11 protein-coding genes are annotated in these 17,558 nt (G+C 35.8%); all 11 read right to left on the bottom strand.

Annotated features, from left to right (window positions below; translation table 11 throughout):
- Nucleotides 1-35: 35 nt before the first annotated feature.
- The 11 genes from OEA66_RS11840 to OEA66_RS11790 all read right to left on the bottom strand — a co-directional run bounded on the left by OEA66_RS11840 (nt 36) and on the right by OEA66_RS11790 (nt 17,516).
- Nucleotides 36-716, bottom strand: a complete 681-nt coding sequence (locus OEA66_RS11840) for a hypothetical protein (protein WP_267281564.1) — start codon at nt 714-716, stop codon at nt 36-38.
- 51 nt (nt 717-767) lie between these two features.
- Nucleotides 768-4,046: a PKD domain-containing protein gene (locus OEA66_RS11835; protein WP_267281563.1), complete on the bottom strand. Its 3,279-nt coding sequence runs from the start codon at nt 4,044-4,046 to the stop codon at nt 768-770.
- Nucleotides 4,047-4,168: 122 nt separating this feature from the next.
- Entirely contained in the window at nt 4,169-7,417 is a 3,249-nt protein-coding gene (locus OEA66_RS11830; protein WP_267281562.1) for an Ig-like domain-containing protein, read from the bottom strand.
- Nucleotides 7,398-10,226, bottom strand: a complete 2,829-nt coding sequence (locus OEA66_RS11825; protein WP_267281561.1) for a contractile injection system baseplate wedge protein — start codon at nt 10,224-10,226, stop codon at nt 7,398-7,400. Before OEA66_RS11825 ends, OEA66_RS11830 begins: the two co-directional genes overlap by 20 nt.
- Before the next feature lie 24 nt (nt 10,227-10,250).
- Complete coding sequence (locus OEA66_RS11820; protein ID WP_267281560.1) at nt 10,251-13,307, bottom strand: baseplate J/gp47 family protein; 3,057 nt, start codon at nt 13,305-13,307, stop codon at nt 10,251-10,253.
- Between the two features lie 87 nt (nt 13,308-13,394).
- Nucleotides 13,395-13,805: a gp25 family contractile injection system sheath assembly initiator gene (locus tag OEA66_RS11815; RefSeq protein ID WP_267281559.1), complete on the bottom strand. Its 411-nt coding sequence runs from the start codon at nt 13,803-13,805 to the stop codon at nt 13,395-13,397.
- Nucleotides 13,806-13,963: 158 nt separating this feature from the next.
- A complete protein-coding gene (locus OEA66_RS11810) occupies nt 13,964-14,251 on the bottom strand; it encodes a PAAR domain-containing contractile injection system baseplate protein (RefSeq protein ID WP_242800378.1) in 288 nt (95 codons plus the stop codon).
- Nucleotides 14,252-14,253: 2 nt separating this feature from the next.
- Nucleotides 14,254-15,999, bottom strand: a complete 1,746-nt coding sequence (vgrG, locus tag OEA66_RS11805; RefSeq protein WP_267281558.1) for a type VI secretion system tip protein VgrG — start codon at nt 15,997-15,999, stop codon at nt 14,254-14,256.
- Between the two features lies 1 nt (nt 16,000).
- The gene (locus OEA66_RS11800; RefSeq protein WP_267281557.1) at nt 16,001-16,690 is read right to left on the bottom strand and encodes a CIS tube protein; all 690 of its coding nucleotides are present in this window, start codon (nt 16,688-16,690) and stop codon (nt 16,001-16,003) included.
- A complete protein-coding gene (locus tag OEA66_RS11795) occupies nt 16,690-16,851 on the bottom strand; it encodes a DUF5908 family protein (protein ID WP_267281556.1) in 162 nt (53 codons plus the stop codon). The genes OEA66_RS11800 and OEA66_RS11795 overlap by 1 nt, the downstream gene beginning before the upstream one ends.
- A gap of 197 nt (nt 16,852-17,048) precedes the next feature.
- The gene (locus tag OEA66_RS11790) at nt 17,049-17,516 is read right to left on the bottom strand and encodes a phage tail protein (protein ID WP_267281555.1); all 468 of its coding nucleotides are present in this window, start codon (nt 17,514-17,516) and stop codon (nt 17,049-17,051) included.
- Between the last annotated feature and the right edge of the window lie 42 nt (nt 17,517-17,558).

The following is a 17,558-nucleotide window of genomic DNA, read 5'->3' as shown; positions in this document are numbered from 1 at the left end:
AAAATGTGTTTTACGAACTGACGCTAACCAATCACTTACTGAAAATAATTTGTTCCCAAGGCATAATTTAAACCTGATTCTACTGTAAAAGTAAAAGTTCTTTTAGTTCCGTTAGTTGGTCCTATTTGTTGAGAATTCATCAATAAAGGATTAAGCGCCGTGGGACCCATAACGTTTACCATACCTGTAGTACCTGTTGTGCTATATGTAAACATATTTCCTATCGTATTGCCTTTTGAACCACTTGTGATTAGATTTGTTGAAAACTCAATTTTATCTCCTACCTGCGCAGTAAATGATTCCCATTGCTCTATCGGGTCGATATAACCAACACCTGCTGTTGTGGTTTCTACGACTACAACTTCATTCTTTTTGATTAGAAAATTAATTTTAGATTTCCATGTATCATCTCCAATCGTAGCATGATTCCAAAATACCTTTCCATCTCCACTACCTTTACAATTCCCAATTTTAAAAGAGCTTGTTTTTGTAGTATCAATTCCGTCCTCTGATGTTAAGGTGATTACCAGTTCATAATCGCCCGGAGTTGAAATTTCCGGGAGATGTACTGATTGGCCACTCAGAGGTACTGGAACTATAGAAAATACATTTGTCGCGCCACTGATTTTATGTTTATAGGTCGCAGTTGCACTTTGTATTGGCTTAGAAGATATATAATCTATATTAAATGTAATATTGCATTTTGCTGCTGCCATTTTACTGTTTTTTTATTGTTATTATTATGTTTCATTACTGTCTAAATGATTTTATCCAGGTATACATCTAGTTTGCTTACTATCAAATACAGGGTTATGAATAGTTGTCAAAACAACCTGATCATAAACAAATCCTGATTCATCAATTACCTGCAATATTAGCTTAGTACTATCTGTTAATGATCCCCACATAAATCCACTTACATTTAAAAACATTCCATAAGTTTTTGTAGCAGATATTTTTTCATCAAAGCCATCTTTAACAATTAGTTGTGAGCCTCCCTGTATTCCTGTATCATTAGTAAAAGGGTCTGTAGGTACTGTACCTTCTTTGAAAACTTTTATAAGTCGTGATTCGCCATCAGGAACATGCACTCTTGCTATCATTCCCACTTCACAATTGACATTAGTTTGTTCTTTTATAACTTCAATCTTCACAGCACGCAATACAGTAACTTCTGCCACATCAGTAGAATACGCAGCACTGTCTGCATCCTGAACTGTAAGTTTGAACTTATATGTCCCTTCAACATCCAAACCTGTAACAATCAGATCCGGTTTATCTGAATCTGTAAGCATTACCGGCATCGGCCCTTCTGTATGGCTCCAAGAATATTTCAGTGTGGATGCTTCTGAACTTGATCCTGATCCATTTAGTGTAATGAAACTTTTAGGTAAAGAAATTGATCGATTTCCCCCTGCATTAGCGGTGATCACAGGCAAAGCACGCAATACAACTATTTCTACAGTATCGGTACCTGTTGCGCCATTGCTGTCTGTAACTGTAAGTTCAAAAACGTAAGTTCCTTCAACCAATCCTGTAATTGAAGCAGTTGAGTTATTCGGATTGGTAATGTTTGCTACAGGTAACGTTGGGCTTATTTGTTTCCATGAATAAGAAACGATTTCTCCTCCATCGGTATCATAACTTGATTCGCCATTCAGTCTTACAGATTCAACTGGTAACCTAATAGTTGTTGCAGATGCTGTTGCTACAGCGACGGGAGCTTTATTGCTTATTCCTTCACAACAATCTCCTCCTTCCGGGAAGTTAATACTATTGATTACTGTAGCTGGACCATTATACCAATCGCTTATAATGATTGTCTGAGTACATCCTCCACGACTCACATTCACTTTTATAGTCGGAATTATAAATGGATTTAAATCGTGATAAGTATAAATGAAATTCCCTCTTGAATCCGGAATTAAACTGACCAAAACACCATTATCCCAGAAATCTCCAGTGTACGTGTAATCTAAAATGTTTTCTCCTGAAACTCTAAAACGCACGATTGTATCGGATGAGTCTTCTCCCTGATAAACCACAGAAGTAATATCTACATCCATATCCGATTGCGGAATAACTTTAATACTGCAATTGGTAGATTTTCCGTTTACTGTAAAGGTAATTTCCTGACCGTATAATGACTCATCCACTATGGCCGGATTGAAAAAACATTGACCATCCCTAAGTTCTACTCCACCATTTAAGCCTGATTCTACAACAGCTTCAACATCTCCGTTCATAGGGAATACGGTAAATGGTATTGCGTCGTATTTACTACAGATCACGGGAGTTGGCAATGATAATTTAACTTCAATTTTCGGAGTACAACAGATATAAGGAAGCGAAAAATCTGCAACCACCATTGAACCTGTTTCGGTAACCTCATAAACGATTACAAAAGTACCTCCACGTTCAACTCCACGCCTGTGTTCCAAGCCCGGATGTTTTTCCAGGTATTCATTGAAATATGCTTTAAACATATCTTTATTGTCTGCCAATTCGGTTAGAGACAGCGCCATAACATCAAATCCTAATTGTTTTTCATTTCTGATTTGATTCAGTTCTTCAAAAACATCCTCATAAGACATTCCTTGATGACCTTCAATATTATAAAACGAATTTTTATCGATATTAAAAGAAGTTGGATTTCTTATATGTTCATCCGACGTAAACGAACCTGCATTATATCCCAAATTATTTCTAAATGAACGATTCTCTGTTTTATCAAAATTCCAGGTCTTTAAAAATTCTTCTGTAACCTGATAATAAAAAGGGATCGCTTTATTACTCAGAGGATTTAATTTCTGCGAAGGAATAACCCTGATCTTCCTTTTGTTTTCCGGAGTTCCATCCTCAACTTCTGACTCCATCGGATATTTGAAATTTTCCGCCTGCTGACTGAAACGGTTCATCAACATCTTAACTTTCTGTGTTGCTTTTTCATCATCTAAAACCGGTGAATTGTAAAATCGGTGTCTTAATGAATCTAATTGAATAGTCGAGATTAATTTTCCAAGCATGATATGTTTAGGAAAAGAGTCTAAATCAGGAAAACATTCAGTGAATGATTTTGGAAGCAGTTTGATGATTTCAGCATAAGTACCCGTCAAATCGTTTACAACATCATATGCATACTGAAAACCGGCTGGCTGAGAAAGATATGCTTCCAATTTACTTTTAAAGTTTTCAAAATTAGCGACCGGAATTCCTAAAATCTGAGAAATCCCATTGATTTTTTCAAAAAGAATCTCTCCATACCTGTTTTTTTCTAAAACATCTGAGTACATTTCTTTTAAACTGGAAGAAGAAAACGGTCTATCTATTCCATTTTCCAAAATAAGTCGTTCTGCAACAACTCTTTCCTGTTTTACAGGAGTCATGACACCCTCTGCAAACAAAGGATGAGGCTGAATTTCATCTTTTTCAAGAAGATGATTAATTCCCTCTGCCGTCGTCATGAGTACTTTAAGGTTTCGAATTTGCTGAATCCCATGATTATCACAATCAACACCGCGGCAGGGTTTTACTTCTTTTTCGTAACTTTCCAGATATAGCAAAAGATATTTGTCTTCTAAATTTGAAAGAGCATTTAAAGATTGAAAACCAAAATCTGATTCTTCAGCCGTTGCCAGTTCCCACAGCTCAATCTGATTTTCTCCGTCATAAAAAGCCGGATATTTTACTTTGAAATTATCATACACTTTAAAATGTGTATAATTTTTATTTTTAATATTAATCGTTTTTAAATCGCTTATATATAACTCTTTACTTAGCTGACTTGTATTATATAAGGTCAGCAAATCGCCATCAGTGGTAAGAGCAACTCCCTGAGAAAGCTGTATGCTTTTCAGCAATCCATCTCCATAAAGAAGTTCCGGTTTAAAACCACATACAATACCTACTCCCTGCAACATTACTCTTGACAGACGATCCTGATCTTCAAAAAAATCTAAAAACTCGTTGAACTGGGTATCGTCTATGTACTGTCCTCTGCTGAATTTTCGGTATTGTGTGGATATATTACTTAATTGATTATTCATTATAATTTATTTTAATGATTACTAAAGTGGAGATATAAGCTTCTCAGGCAGAAAATGATCCACCTAAGAAGCATATATAAATGCAGAATATATTATTCTAAATTTTGAGATTTCCTGCAGTATTACCTGCTACCTCCACAACCATTTCTAATAGCAGTTTCAATAGCGGTTGCATTGTAACTTGAGTTCCAAGAACCCCCTGTTGCATTGGCCAGTTCTTTCCAAATGTATTTTCCACCGATTGGTTTCTCAACTCCCTGCCCTAAGACAATAACTTTAATTGATTTGGCAATACACTGATCTCTCAACCTGTTCATTTCGGTAATATCTGCAGCCGTTGCACTATCATCATTCCCTCCAGGTACATCATCTGTTATTATGATCACATATTTGGCTACATTGCTTCTAAATGCTCCGGCAAAATTATGCTCTACAACTCTGCTTAACGCAAAATCAGTTGGTTCCGGAAGTCCGGCTCCAGATCCGAGGCTCAGTCCGATTGCGGAATTATTCAGTTTATTAAGCTGAGTGCTAAAAGTTGAAACGTTATTCATATTGCTCGAAGACATTACTTCCATCGCAGTGATCCATTGAAAGCTTGAATTAAGTCCGGCGTTTACAAGTTTTTGAGCAGGATTCAAACCTATATATGCAGGTGCATTCTGGTAACCGGAAGAAGTTCTGGAGTTGGTTTCATCGGCTATTACGATACCCAATCTGTAATTTTCGTTTGACTGAGTTTTTATTGTATTGACGATACTTACAGCTCCTGATTTAGCAGCCTCAATCTGACCAGCCATACTACCTGTGTAATCAAAGATAAATACGACATCCATCCCAGAATCACATGGAGGCGGCGCAATAGTAATGGTCACTTTAGCGACATTACTATCAAATTCCCCATCATTAATATAGTATGTAAATGAATCGGTAAGCGCTGTTGGATTGGTATGCTGGTATCTGATTGTACCATCAGAATTTAACATGAGTGTTCCGTTAGTTGGATGATCTTTTATAAATACCGTTAACGGAGTATTTCCTAAATCATAATCATTGTCTTTGACGGCAATATCTACATATCCTCCATTTTCAGTTGAAGCATGGTCATCTATTGCTACCGGTGCAGATTTAATCTCGATAAATACCGTTGCAATATTACTATCGCTTTTACCATCATTAATACAATACGTAAATGAATCTTTAAGATTCGCAGAATTATTATGTGTATAAGTGAATGTACCATTGCTGTTTAAAACTACCGTTCCGTAAGATGGGTCTGTTTTTTTAACAACTGTCAATAGGTCGTTATCTGCATCATAATCATTATTCATCACAGAAATAATTACGGTCTGACCAATCATACAAGAAACTTTATCATCCAAAGCAATAGGTGCAACGTTTGGTTTCTCTTTAGAACAACATAGATAAGGTAAGGAGAAATCTGCAAGAACCTGATTGTTTGCCTCCGACTCGCAAATCAAAACGAAGGTTCCGCCCGGTTCTACACCTGCTAAATGTTCCAAACCTGATTTTCTTTCTAAAAATTCACTTAAAAGCTCGGTTGCAATTTCTTTTTTTCTAGGATCTTCTTTTACAACGGTAACGACTTCTTCCGACGATTCCCGGGAAGTGAAGTCCACTTTGTTTAATAATCTTAACTCACTGTCCAGCTTAGATAAGGTTAACAGAGTACTTTTGGGATCGCTTTTTTCTTTACTGATATCACTGGAAATCGAGATTAATTTCTTTCTGAGTTCTTCAATGGATACTTTCTTAGGCTCAGTTGGGATTTCGCTATCTCCTTTTTCATCTTTTTTCAAAAGCAATACTGCAACATCAAAAGCCAATCCGTATTTTGCTTTGATCTCATTGATATTTTGAACAGCAGCTTCAAAAGGCATTCCCAGATGACCTTCAATTCTGTAGAAATCGTTATCATCAATGTTATAATTTAACGGATCCTGAACAAAATTCTCTGCCGCTAAATTGCCTGTATGATAACTTAAATTGAAGGTTTCCCTATCGGTTTTTGTTTTTTCGAAATTCCATTGAGTCAATAACGGCTGATCTACGTGATAGTAGTAAGGAATCGCCTTGTTACCCAATCTCACATAAAGATTAGAGGGAGTAATTTTTACAGGTCCGATATACGATTGAAATCCATTTAATTTTTGTACAAAACGATTGGCAAGCATTATAATTCTTTCGTAATTTTCATCATCATTTGTAGTCACATGAGAATTATAAAAACCGTGACGGGAAGGCGTTTTTTCTCCCAGTTCCAGTTTTGCTCCAACAGGACCCAACATAAGATGTTTAGGGAATGAAGTGATACTTGGGCAACAGTCAACATTCAGATGTAAAAGCAAACCTTTTATTTCATTGTACGTATCAATTAAATCTTTCAGCAAGTCATACCGGTATTGATAATCTTCTAATCTTGATGCTACAGGATTTAATAAAGAATTTAATTTTGTAGCCAGTGATTCTCCTCCTAGATAAACATTTACCTTAAAAGTATCTGCAATTGCACCAAAACCTTCGCTCAAATCTGAAAAATCACTAACCGCACGTTGAAATACCTCTTTTAAATGTGGCGCCCTTGTGATCTTAGAATCTAGAATAACTCTTCTTGCCTCGATATTTGGTAAATCATCATAGAGTTGTTCATAAGAATTATGAAGCTTGTAAATGGTATCTTTGGCATCGTTTCTCAAAATAAGATCTTCAAAAAGCTCTGAATCTACCAAAAGCACTTTTAGATTAGACACTTGTTCTGCTCCGTTATTGTCGCAATCTGCATCCTTACATGGAGTCTCATCATTAGAATAACTTTCCACATACAGAAGTACCGTTTTATCATATACACGGTCGAGATTTCTTATATGCTGAAAGCCTGTTGTAGATGACAATTGGTCATATTCCTGTTGCGTAACCAATTCTAAAAGAGGAATCTGTGTATTCCCAATTTGAAAATGACTGTACCTGACCTCATCCGTATAATCTCTGTAGTATTTGTAAATGTTTGCGTCGAAGTTTATGGAAGTTTCTCCGTTATCTCCTTTTCGGCGTAATGTTATTAAATCTCCGTCGGTAGTAACTCCTGCTCCTTGCGTAATGATGATTGTATTAAGTTCCAATTCAACATCTTCACCGATTGCTTTTTTCGTTAACACCTCCGGTTCTGCAATCAAATCTGTATAGGTCGTTTTAAAACCACAAGCAACTCCTACACCACTTAAACGCGTTCTTGACAGCCGATCCTGATCTTCAAAATAGTCTAAAAATTCGTTTAGCTGCCCTTCAGTCAACGCCTGATTTTCGTTAAACTTTCTATATTGAGTAGTGATATTATCTAGTTTCATTTTCATTTTTTTTCGGTTTGTATATGTTTGATTGTCCTAATATGAGTTTCCCGTCTAAGCTTTCATTATCATCCATCGCACAGTCTAATAATCTTGCCGGTTGATAGATATTATTCAGATGGGTAAGAGCAAGCAGTAAAGCTTTAATACTATACCCTAAACTCGCTGTATTGTTTTTCGATTTGTCTGAAAGATATTTTTTAAAAGCTGTTTCAAATTCAGCAAGGTCGTTCTGGGCTGTTTCTTTTTCACTCAACCGGTCTCCAACCCAGCAAATTTTTGCTAAAACATGAGCCGGAATTTCTTGTCTGATCACTGTTTCAGCATATCTTCTGAAATCAGGGTCCTGAAAACGATAAGCAAAACCAGGAAGAACAACGCTTATCCGATAAGAATAGGGATCATAAACATCTATTTCACAATCTTCTTCACAAGAAGACATCAGTGCTTCGGAAGGTTTTAAAGGATTGGGCGCAGGAGACTCTGAATCTATATCATAAGCGATCCTAAAGGTTTCATCGATCGACATACAGCCGATTCCACCCATGTTTTTATAATCTTTAAGTGTTGGCTTTAATAATAAATGCTCAACCAGGAAAATTCCTTCTTCTGTAAATTCATATTTGAAATATTTTACAGTCTGCCTGATTCCTACCTTCAATGTATCTAAATCAGAATATGGATTTGTTCTTTTGTGTGTTGCAATGACATTCTTTTCTTCAGATTCATCTACAATATCAAAATAATAATTACCTCCACCGGAAAAACGGATTTTTATATTTCCAATTAATTTATAATCAGATTCACCTTCTCCTAAATTATCTAATGCATTTTCAAGATCTTCCTCATCGATCTGAATCATCTGATAAATCGATTCATTCAGATTTTTGGTTGCACCGTACTCAATTTTAAAACTATTCACCGACGATAAAACAATGCTGTTAATGGCATCTTTTATTCTCCAGGTATAGCTGATTTTACCATCAGTTTCTTCAGTTTGAATTATTGATACGGGCGACTGAGATAAATTTCTCTGAGTATAATTTTTAATTCCCAACAAACGGGCAATTCTCTTCTGTACCCCTGAAACATTTTTGGTGTTCCAGATATCAGAATCCCCAAACAAAGTGTGATTATATCCCGCTCCTCGATTTTTGCTTACTGATTTATATTCGTTTAAGAAGCTTTGTTTATTGCTTAAAACAATTTCATCGGCAGACTTCCCATACAAGGATTTCATCAGGAAAGTATAATCGCTGAATGTCTCTGCAAAACGGGAAATTAAATGATCTAAAACCTCATTTCGGCGTTCTACGCTGTTATCCAGTTCCTCATACAATGAATCGGTGAGCTGATCATCATTTTCGAAAGTATCATCAGAAACCAATTCTTCATAACCTTTAATATTTTTAAGCGTCTGCGTAAAATATGTTCTTTTTAGTTTTCCATTAATGCTCAATACTTCTTTTACTTTTTCAAGATGTTTGAAATAACTTGCAAGAATCTGATCGAAGAACAACAAATACCCTTTCATTTGTTTAGCCAAAGCTTCTCTTTCCGGAGTCGGGTTTCCTATAATTCCGGAGATTCCCACTCCGTAAGTATCCGGAAATTCATTTAAAATTGTCGCATAGTCTGCGATATCATAGGAAGTTCCTTGTGGTAAAGACAGTTCTTTATTCTGCCTTGCATCATCTCTAAGAACCTCTTCTTCTCTTTTCAGTGTTTCTAAATACTCCTGAACTTTTTTGTCATTGATGTTCAGCGGAAGCGAGCCTTTGCTGTAATTGAAAGTACTCAATTCGCACATTTCGGGTTTTCTGCCTTTTTCGATGCAGATTACCCAATCATTGTTTTGCTTGATCACACTGTCACAACCGGCGATAGAAATTTCATGAATTTCTTTCACCCCATCAATTTTCATAATTTCACTGATGATGTCCGAAAGACGAACTTCTCTTTTTAACTGACTGTTTTTAAGTTCTTCAGTATCAATAAAGCCATTATCCAAAAGCGGCCCGTCGAAAATCTGATCCGTTGAAAGACCTTTTTCAAGCATTTGCTTTAGAGAATAAAAATGAACTTCCGGGGATAGATAATTAGTCACCGCTTTTAATACTTTAGCATGTACCAATTCTTCATCAGCTTTATTGACAAGTCCGATACGGGCACACACAGCGACTTTCTGAGTTTCAACCTTTTTAATCTCAGCCAGATCCTCACAAAGACTTCTGTTGGCGTGATAACGTTCTAATATCATAGCTTTAACGCTGGAATCTCCGCATCCGATATCTTCGCTGTCAATCTCTTCAGCATAATCTACATACAGATCATACAAACCTTTTACGTTAAAATCTTTTGTTCTCTCTCCGATCGGTTTAAAATCTAAAGTTCCGGTTTCGCAATCAACATATAATGTTTCGTTTTTAGGAACCAACCAACAATTGCTGATTGGTCTTTGGGAACCAGATCCCATCGTAATATCGATAAACAATTTTCTGTAGTCAAGTTCGTTTAAAGGTATTGAAGGTAAAATCTCTGTCGCCTTTAGAAATTGTGTATGAATATCTTTTTCAACATCTTCGGATGTCAAAATATCTTCCATATTCAGATTCATCCTCATCCCAAGATCGGTAATGGCATAACTTAAAACCTCGAGAGTGGTAATACCTGGATCGTGAGAATTGTAATCTGTCCAGAGTTTTCCTCCTAATTTTTCTATATATTCAATCCCCGTTTTTCGTAGAAAATGAAAATCAGTCTGATCCTCAGTTTCTATGTTTTTGGGTATACTCATGTGCTTATTTTCTGACATAATGATGTTTTCTCTTATTTTTTATTAAATACATACCTGTTCTGCAATAGTGACTTTATGCTGTTTAGCCGATACCAAAATTGACTTTGGATCTACTTCAATCAGCGACTGTTTTTGTAAGACATCGTTTACCAATATCTTTACTCCGCCGATATAATCAACATAATACAACTGCTCCAAGTAGTTAATAAGCTGATTCACATTCAGTTTTATATTAAAATCAATATCTTTAGCTTCTGTAAATGCCCAAGGCGATATGTATTTTTTAATATCTTCGTCTAATTGTTTGATATAGAATGTTTCGTCATACTTTTCATAGAATTTCACACTTGTTTCTACTTTTGCTTCTTTGTAATTAGGATTAACCACTTGTGCAGTTACATGCATCGTATTTAATTCATTGACGTAATTCTGAATTTTACTCAGGCTGGCTCTGCTTACTCTCGGCTGGTAAACATCAAAAGCATTTTTATTTCTGATATTTGGCACGACCATCAAGGTTACAAATCCGGGAGCCATATATGAATTTTCAGAAGTATGATTCAGACATTTCACCTTAAAGACTTCCGGAAATTCCTGTAACACCAAATTTTCGTAATCCCATTGTGTAATTGCTCTGTTTTTGTGTCTTAATCTTTCACTAACCCGTCTGTAAAATTCAACATCCGTTTCTTTGTATTTACCGTCAAACGAATTGTAAGGCTGACTCACCGATTTTACCTGAGGAACTCTTGTGATCAGTTTAGAAATTGTATTGGCTTCTAATCCGTTATTCAGATGAGACAGATCATTGTTTTGATTCTGGAACGTTGCCAAAACAGCCTGCGTGTAGATTCCCTGAATTTTACACACAGCATCATAGTCTCTCCTTGATTTTGCTCTGATCCAGACCAATCCGTCGGTAAATCTTGTGTGATTGGTGTTGATATCTTCAGGAATTTTAAACTTTACAATACCCGATTCCATGAATTTTCTGGGATCATTTTGTAACATATAATCCGATAAACTCATCCAGGTATTCTTCGAAAGTATATCCCATTCTATGAATTCTTTTTCTTTAAAAGTTTCAACTAAAGGATTTTCGCTTCCCTCGAGCATTTGGATCAATAATGAAACTGTTGTTTGTGGCGTTGCTTCCAGACCGATATATAACTCGCCCCCATTCTGATGTACCGGTACAATATTCTTCGTTTCAACTTCTTTTTCGTATTGTCCGAATGCATCTTCATGATACAACTGTATTCCTTCACCTTTTGATGCTACACCTTCTTCATCTTTTCTTAAATATGAATAGGCATTTTCCTTTGCACTGTAATTCAGCTCGATATCTTCAGCAAAAGGAATATAAGGCTCATTCGGAATCAGTTTTTTATATTTTTGATCACTGGATAACGCCAATGTATATAATTTCGGATATACATCCTGTAATGACGACTGGTTCACTGTTAACCGGATCGACTCACTTGTTCCTGATGTATTGCTTGCATTACTGATGGCAAACCGGGTTCTGTAGCCTTTATCTGTTTTTTCAAACAAATCAAAATCATCCGCTTTTGTATACCATACTTCTTTATCTAAAAGTGCCGTACTTGCTTTAAAATAAGAATCTGAACCTACAACTGATGGATTTTCCAATGTCTGAAAATCGGTCAGACTGATGTTTTGGTTCGGTTTAATGATGTAACCGTTGTACAGATCCTTTATAGAATCCGGAGTATTTTTCCAATTGATTGTAATGTCTGCGGTTTTCCATTTTTTGGAAAACAATTCAGGACACTTAATATAAAAATTAGATCCTTTAACAGGCTGCGCAGTGAATGGATAATAAGGTTTTTCTGAATTTAGTACTCCATTATCATTTTCAATCCCGATCGATTTTACACCTTTTACATCAACCGCTACTTCTATATTTTTTATTAGTTTTTCTGAAAGAGCTTCATAGATATCGTAGTATTTCTCTCCTTCGATCATAAATCTTACTACAGGAAAATCAGTCTGAAATGTTTCTAACAAAACATCCTTGTTGTATTTTACAACGGCAGGAAAACTTTTAGGTAATGTAAAAGAAAGTACCAGCTGGTTTCCGTCATTTCTTTCACATTCTAAAACAATGTCTGATAGCCACTCTTTCTCACCACTACAAAACACTTTGATATTATTTTTAATATCTTCTGTTGGAATATTTTGTAATTTTTGAGTTGAATTTTTATTAAAATCTATTGTAAGAGTGACTGTTCTTTCGCCTTCTTTTAAATCAAATAATGAAGACGCTACTGAAAAGCCCAGTTTAGCATTTGGAAGTTCTTTGTAAACAGATTTTTTTTCTGAGATTGTTTCATCTGAATTATATCCAAACGGCCACCAATAGTTGCTTTCTTCCGGTAATTTATTACCTAAGCCATCGGCAGAGTTTGCTATCGGAGCCATTTTCAGCTCTCTTTTTTCAACGTCGTTTAAGAAACTTTTAATTTCAACTACTTTTGCCTGGTTTGCAATAAGTTCGTCATCAGTTTTGTAAACACGTTTTTTTCCGTTCGCATCTTTATCGCCATCCAGCAATGTTCCACTTGGAATTTTTCCCTGAAGCGCTTTTTTTGCCAATTCAAAAATCACATAGGCTTTGTCTGCTTTGGCATCGTTTTTTTTAATCTGAAGGATTTCATTATAATAGAAATCCAAATGTCTTTTTGTTAAATTATTGAAGGCTTTTTTTGAGAAATCCAATAATTTTAAAAAGCAGACAAATAACGTTAAATGAGGGGTCAGGTTGCTGTCCTGTTCAAACTGGGACATAAGCTCTGTAACCTCTTTTTTCATACTTTTATACTCAACGCTTTCTCTTCTTGGAACAGCATTACCAGTATCATCTCCCAAGAAAAAGTTTCCCCAGTTTCCTTGTGGTTTTGTATGATCACTTTTATCAAAATAATTTACACGCTGAGCAAAATTGTTTGCGAATAACAGCCAATCAAACAAATCAAAATCGTGTAATTCAAGATTGCCCGGATCTAATTCTGCTAAAAAGCGCTGCATTTGTGATTTTCCTTCACGGTAATGTGAAAATGTATCTGTTTTTTTCATTTGTTTATATTTATCTTCTATGGTCAGATGCAATACTTATTGTAATGTTGGTCGTATTCAAAAAGGCTACAGACATCCCGTAATCCATTATATTTCAGTAGCTTCACCTTTATAGAAAGGAAAAACCATATTGCTTCTAGTATTCGTATTTCTTACTTCGTAATCAACTGTGATTAAAACTTCCCCTTCAAGTTCATCCTGAGTGTCAATTTCAATACTTAAAATGTTTATTCTGGGCTCATGGTATAGTATAGCACGCTCTACAATTCCTTTCATTTGAGTAATAAGCGTCAAGTCCAGAGGTTTAAAAAGCATTTCCTGCAGGTCACATCCGTAATTAGGGAACATTACACGTTCACCCGGACGCGTTGACAACAGAATCATAAGACTATTGTTGATATCTTCCACATCGGTGGTCATTGCCAGTTTTCCTTCAGTTTGATTAAACTCAGGCGGAAAACTCCAGCCTATTCCTAAAAAATCTGTATTTATTTTCATACGTTATTTGTATTATATTTAGTTATAGCATCTTGCATCTGTAACATAGAGTTTTAGTTTTTCTAACTGTTTTGTTATGGATGTTTTACATTTTATTTTTAATCAGATAACATCTAAATAGTGGTTCATGATTGTATCAGAACCTATCTTTAATATCATCATCCTATTAAAACAGTAGCTTCACCAGCACTTATTACGCCTCCATGAGCTGTAGAATCTCCCATTCTTGCGGCTGGTTTTCCACCGATCATTACACTTGAAGATCCTGATGCAATCGTATCTGGCGGACCTGTACATACTGCTTTGTCTCCTACTCGTGCGGCTGGTTTTCCACCAATCAATACAGTTGGTTCTCCTGCCGGAATGATAGGGCCACCAACGTGCGGAACAGTTCCCGTCACCATTGGACAGGTATGCATATCTGTAATTCTTGCTGCCGGTTTCATGATTAATTAATTTTTACTTGAGATCCCTTTACTACGGTTACTGCTCCAGATTTAAGTTCAGAACCAGAACTTCCTTCAGCTTTGAACTGTGCAGATGCTTTTACATTGATATTGGTTCCTTCCATGGTGATGTCACCTTTTGCCTTGATCTTGATGTTTTTCCCGCTTTCGATACTGATTCCGTCTTTATTAAGCGTAAGAATATTAGAATGTTCATCTTCAATCTTAATGATGTCTGCATCTTCATCCAAAATCACTTTTTTCCCTTTTGGAGTTTCAAGTGTGTATGAAATTTTATCGTCATTAAAAATCATTTTCATTTCGCTTCGGGTGACAAATCCTTTTTCATGATTATCGTCAGAAGCTACAATGGGAGCCGGTTTTGTACTGCTATTTAACATTCCAAGCACCACTGCATCATTGGGATCGTCGTTAATGAATCCGATGATGACTTCATCTCCGATTTCAGGTCTGAAAAATGATCCTCTGTTTTCTCCTGCATCAAGCGTAGCAACTCTTGCCCAAATTCCTTCCTCTTCGTTATTGATGATGGGGATTTGTACCAAAATTCTGTCTTCGCCATCCGGATCAGATTCTAATTGTGAAACAACACCAATGTGTAATCCGCTTATAGAAGGCATAATTCCTGAACCCGGCATTTCACTTACATCATACGTTTCTGAAAACCATGTTGGAGAAAGTCCGAACTGGGCATCAACCAGCCAATTTCCATCGGCTATTTCGTGACGAACGCCTGTAATGTAAATCTTTCCGTTAAATCGGTTTCCGACTCCTTGTAGTGTTAATGAAACTCCTGGTTTCACAGATGGAATTCCCTGGAATTTTACTCTTCCTCTTGTTTTTGCTAATTGTTGGAAAGTTGCTTTAGCATCACTCCAATCTTGTAGTTCGTTTTGAGTAAGATTTCCACCGTGTTTAAGTTGCAGATCTTCAATTCCGAAAACTTTTGCCAAATCCCCCGATGAAAGATTTCCATTGAGATTAATTGCCGGATCCTGGGCTTCAACTTCAGTCAGTTCCTGATCGGTGTAACTCCAGGTTTTGGCTGTAATTTTATTGAATTGATCTCTGGCGTCAATTTCTCCGTCAAATTCATGTACAGATGACCCGTAGACTACTGTTTCTACTTCTTTTGCATTAAAATCAGGTTTAGCAACTTTAATAGTTCCATCTTCAACAAAACATAATTTACCATTTGCCTGTGCTCTGGTTAACATAAAATCCCAATCTGAAGATTGGTATTGAACCAATTCTTTATGGGAATTTGAAGTAGCTTCTACATCGGCAGTTGCACCGCTATTACCAATCAATTCTTCGATGATATCGCTGTCTTTACTGTCGTAGAAATATTTACTTTTTCTTCCTAAAGTCATTTTCACAGCCTTATCCCTGCATTCGATGATGAGATAAGAAGAGCCGCTTCTGACTTTTATATTATGCTTTACAACAACTCCTTTGAAAATGGTTTCTTCTTCAGAATGATATCCTGCTGTAATTTCGATTTCTTTTCCGGGAATTAACAGTTCTTCGTTACTAAGCTTGAAATCCTGTTCCGGTACACTTCCATCTAAAATAACAATGCGGGCATAAGGAATTCTGTTGACTTCTTTTTCCACAAGAATGCTCTTCACACCGTATTTACCAGGCAATTCTGTACCTCCGGACATCACTTTAAAAGTTATTAAGTCTGGATTTTTTGCTGTTTTTATATAACCGCTATTATTCATATTATGAAACTTTTTCTATAGGTGGAAAGTAGAGCTCAGTTCCCGGTTTTAACTGTCTGAAATTGATAAGACCATTTGCTTTAGCGACCTCTAAATAGTATTTGGAATCTCCGTAGATTCTTTCGGTCATTAAAGGCAATGTATCTCCATCTTGTACTGTTCTTTTATGAGTAAGATCTGGTGAACTATTATTTTTTATTAATGCTTCTTCTATTTGTGTAACAGTTCCTCTGAATTTTGCTTTTAATATTGCTCTAAGAGGAGCACCATTTTCTGAAAAGAGAGAATAGTCCACTACTAAATCCAATAAAACTCCTTCAAAATTTAGTGTTCCCCAAGATATTTTAACAATGTGTGGCTTGTGTATCGTTCCATTATAAGTTCCTGTTGTATTTAAAAAAATTTTGAGTTGTTCACTAACTGATTCTTTTTTTAAAGGATCAGTTTTTAAGATTTTATTGATCAATTTATTACCCGAATTCTTTTGAGTCACTCCTGTTCCATCTAATAAAAACTCAAGATCTAATTCCGGAGATTGAGTACTTTCATATTTAAGATTATCCAAAATACTTCCAGAAGCTTTCTCAGCATTATATTCATTTTTAAAGGCTAATGAATACTTTGAAGGATTTATGGGTGCTTTAAAAATTTTTGCGGAATCTTCTTTTGCCGTTATTTTCACCTTATTCATTATCTCTCTTTTTTACGTTGTTCAATATTTACTACCTGCTCTACACTTTCACTCACTGCCCGCATAATTTTTGCTTCATCAATTGATGTCGCAGTTGTCGTTACTGTTGCTTTTTCGTCCACATTTATTTTAATGTGAAGCTCTTTTATTTCTATTGGCATTTCGTTTGTTTTTTAATCAATTATTAATATTCAAAACACTAATAACCAATGATTTAACATATTTATTTTAAAAAATCTAAGCACATAAAGAGTGCGTTCAGTCTTGTTATAGACCAATCTTTTTTTTATCTGAAAATTTTTGCTGAATGTTATCCGAAAACTAACACACTTTCAGGTGCTTAGATTAGATTTAGAAATTACAAGCCTAAGCTTGCTAACGATGAAGGTATTGTGAAATATCTATATTTCAGTTCTATTGTTTCAATAGCAAGTTTGCTTTCTTCTGCGTTGAATTCTGAAACGTTCCATTTGACAGGGTATGCCCCAACTACATTCCAAACCATTAAAGGTGCTGTAGATTGTAACCCTCCTGAAAGAGTAATGATCAGATCTCTGGGTTCAAACTCGAAGTTTTCCATGGCATTTCTGCACCAGCTTATCAATCCTGAACTTACAATTAAACCACGCTTAAGAACTAAATTATCATATTTTGGTCTCAAAGGAAGTTGATGAAGAAATCTGTTTTCGCCTCCTTCGGCATATTCTTCAGTCATAATTTCTGTTGATAAACCAGATATAGACTGAAATCTGGAGTCAATACCCTCTGTTGTCGAAATCCCGTTAACAATAAAAGAGAAACTGGTTGGAGGATATAAAAGAGCCATGATTAGTTATTTTCAATAGTTAATCCTTCGTGTGCTAGTTCC

The organism is Chryseobacterium luquanense (assembly GCF_026460945.1).
Classification (GTDB): domain Bacteria; phylum Bacteroidota; class Bacteroidia; order Flavobacteriales; family Weeksellaceae; genus Chryseobacterium; species Chryseobacterium luquanense.
The sequence above is the reverse complement of the archived record's forward strand: the minus strand, read 5'-3'. Positions and strand labels throughout refer to the sequence as shown.

Bases quoted from the DNA above. Each gene is read 5' to 3' on its own strand.
- OEA66_RS11840 (WP_267281564.1), bottom strand. From the start codon at position 716: ATGGCAGCAGCAAAATGCAATATTACATTTAATATAGATTATATATCT.
- OEA66_RS11835 (WP_267281563.1), bottom strand. From the start codon at position 4,046: ATGAATAATCAATTAAGTAATATATCCACACAATACCGAAAATTCAGC.
- OEA66_RS11830 (WP_267281562.1), bottom strand. From the start codon at position 7,417: ATGAAAATGAAACTAGATAATATCACTACTCAATATAGAAAGTTTAAC.
- OEA66_RS11825 (WP_267281561.1), bottom strand. From the start codon at position 10,226: ATGTCAGAAAATAAGCACATGAGTATACCCAAAAACATAGAAACTGAG.
- OEA66_RS11820 (WP_267281560.1), bottom strand. From the start codon at position 13,307: ATGAAAAAAACAGATACATTTTCACATTACCGTGAAGGAAAATCACAA.
- OEA66_RS11815 (WP_267281559.1), bottom strand. From the start codon at position 13,805: ATGAAAATAAATACAGATTTTTTAGGAATAGGCTGGAGTTTTCCGCCT.
- OEA66_RS11810 (WP_242800378.1), bottom strand. From the start codon at position 14,251: ATGAAACCGGCAGCAAGAATTACAGATATGCATACCTGTCCAATGGTG.
- vgrG (WP_267281558.1), bottom strand. From the start codon at position 15,999: ATGAATAATAGCGGTTATATAAAAACAGCAAAAAATCCAGACTTAATA.
- OEA66_RS11800 (WP_267281557.1), bottom strand. From the start codon at position 16,690: ATGAATAAGGTGAAAATAACGGCAAAAGAAGATTCCGCAAAAATTTTT.
- OEA66_RS11795 (WP_267281556.1), bottom strand. From the start codon at position 16,851: ATGCCAATAGAAATAAAAGAGCTTCACATTAAAATAAATGTGGACGAA.
- OEA66_RS11790 (WP_267281555.1), bottom strand. From the start codon at position 17,516: ATGGCTCTTTTATATCCTCCAACCAGTTTCTCTTTTATTGTTAACGGG.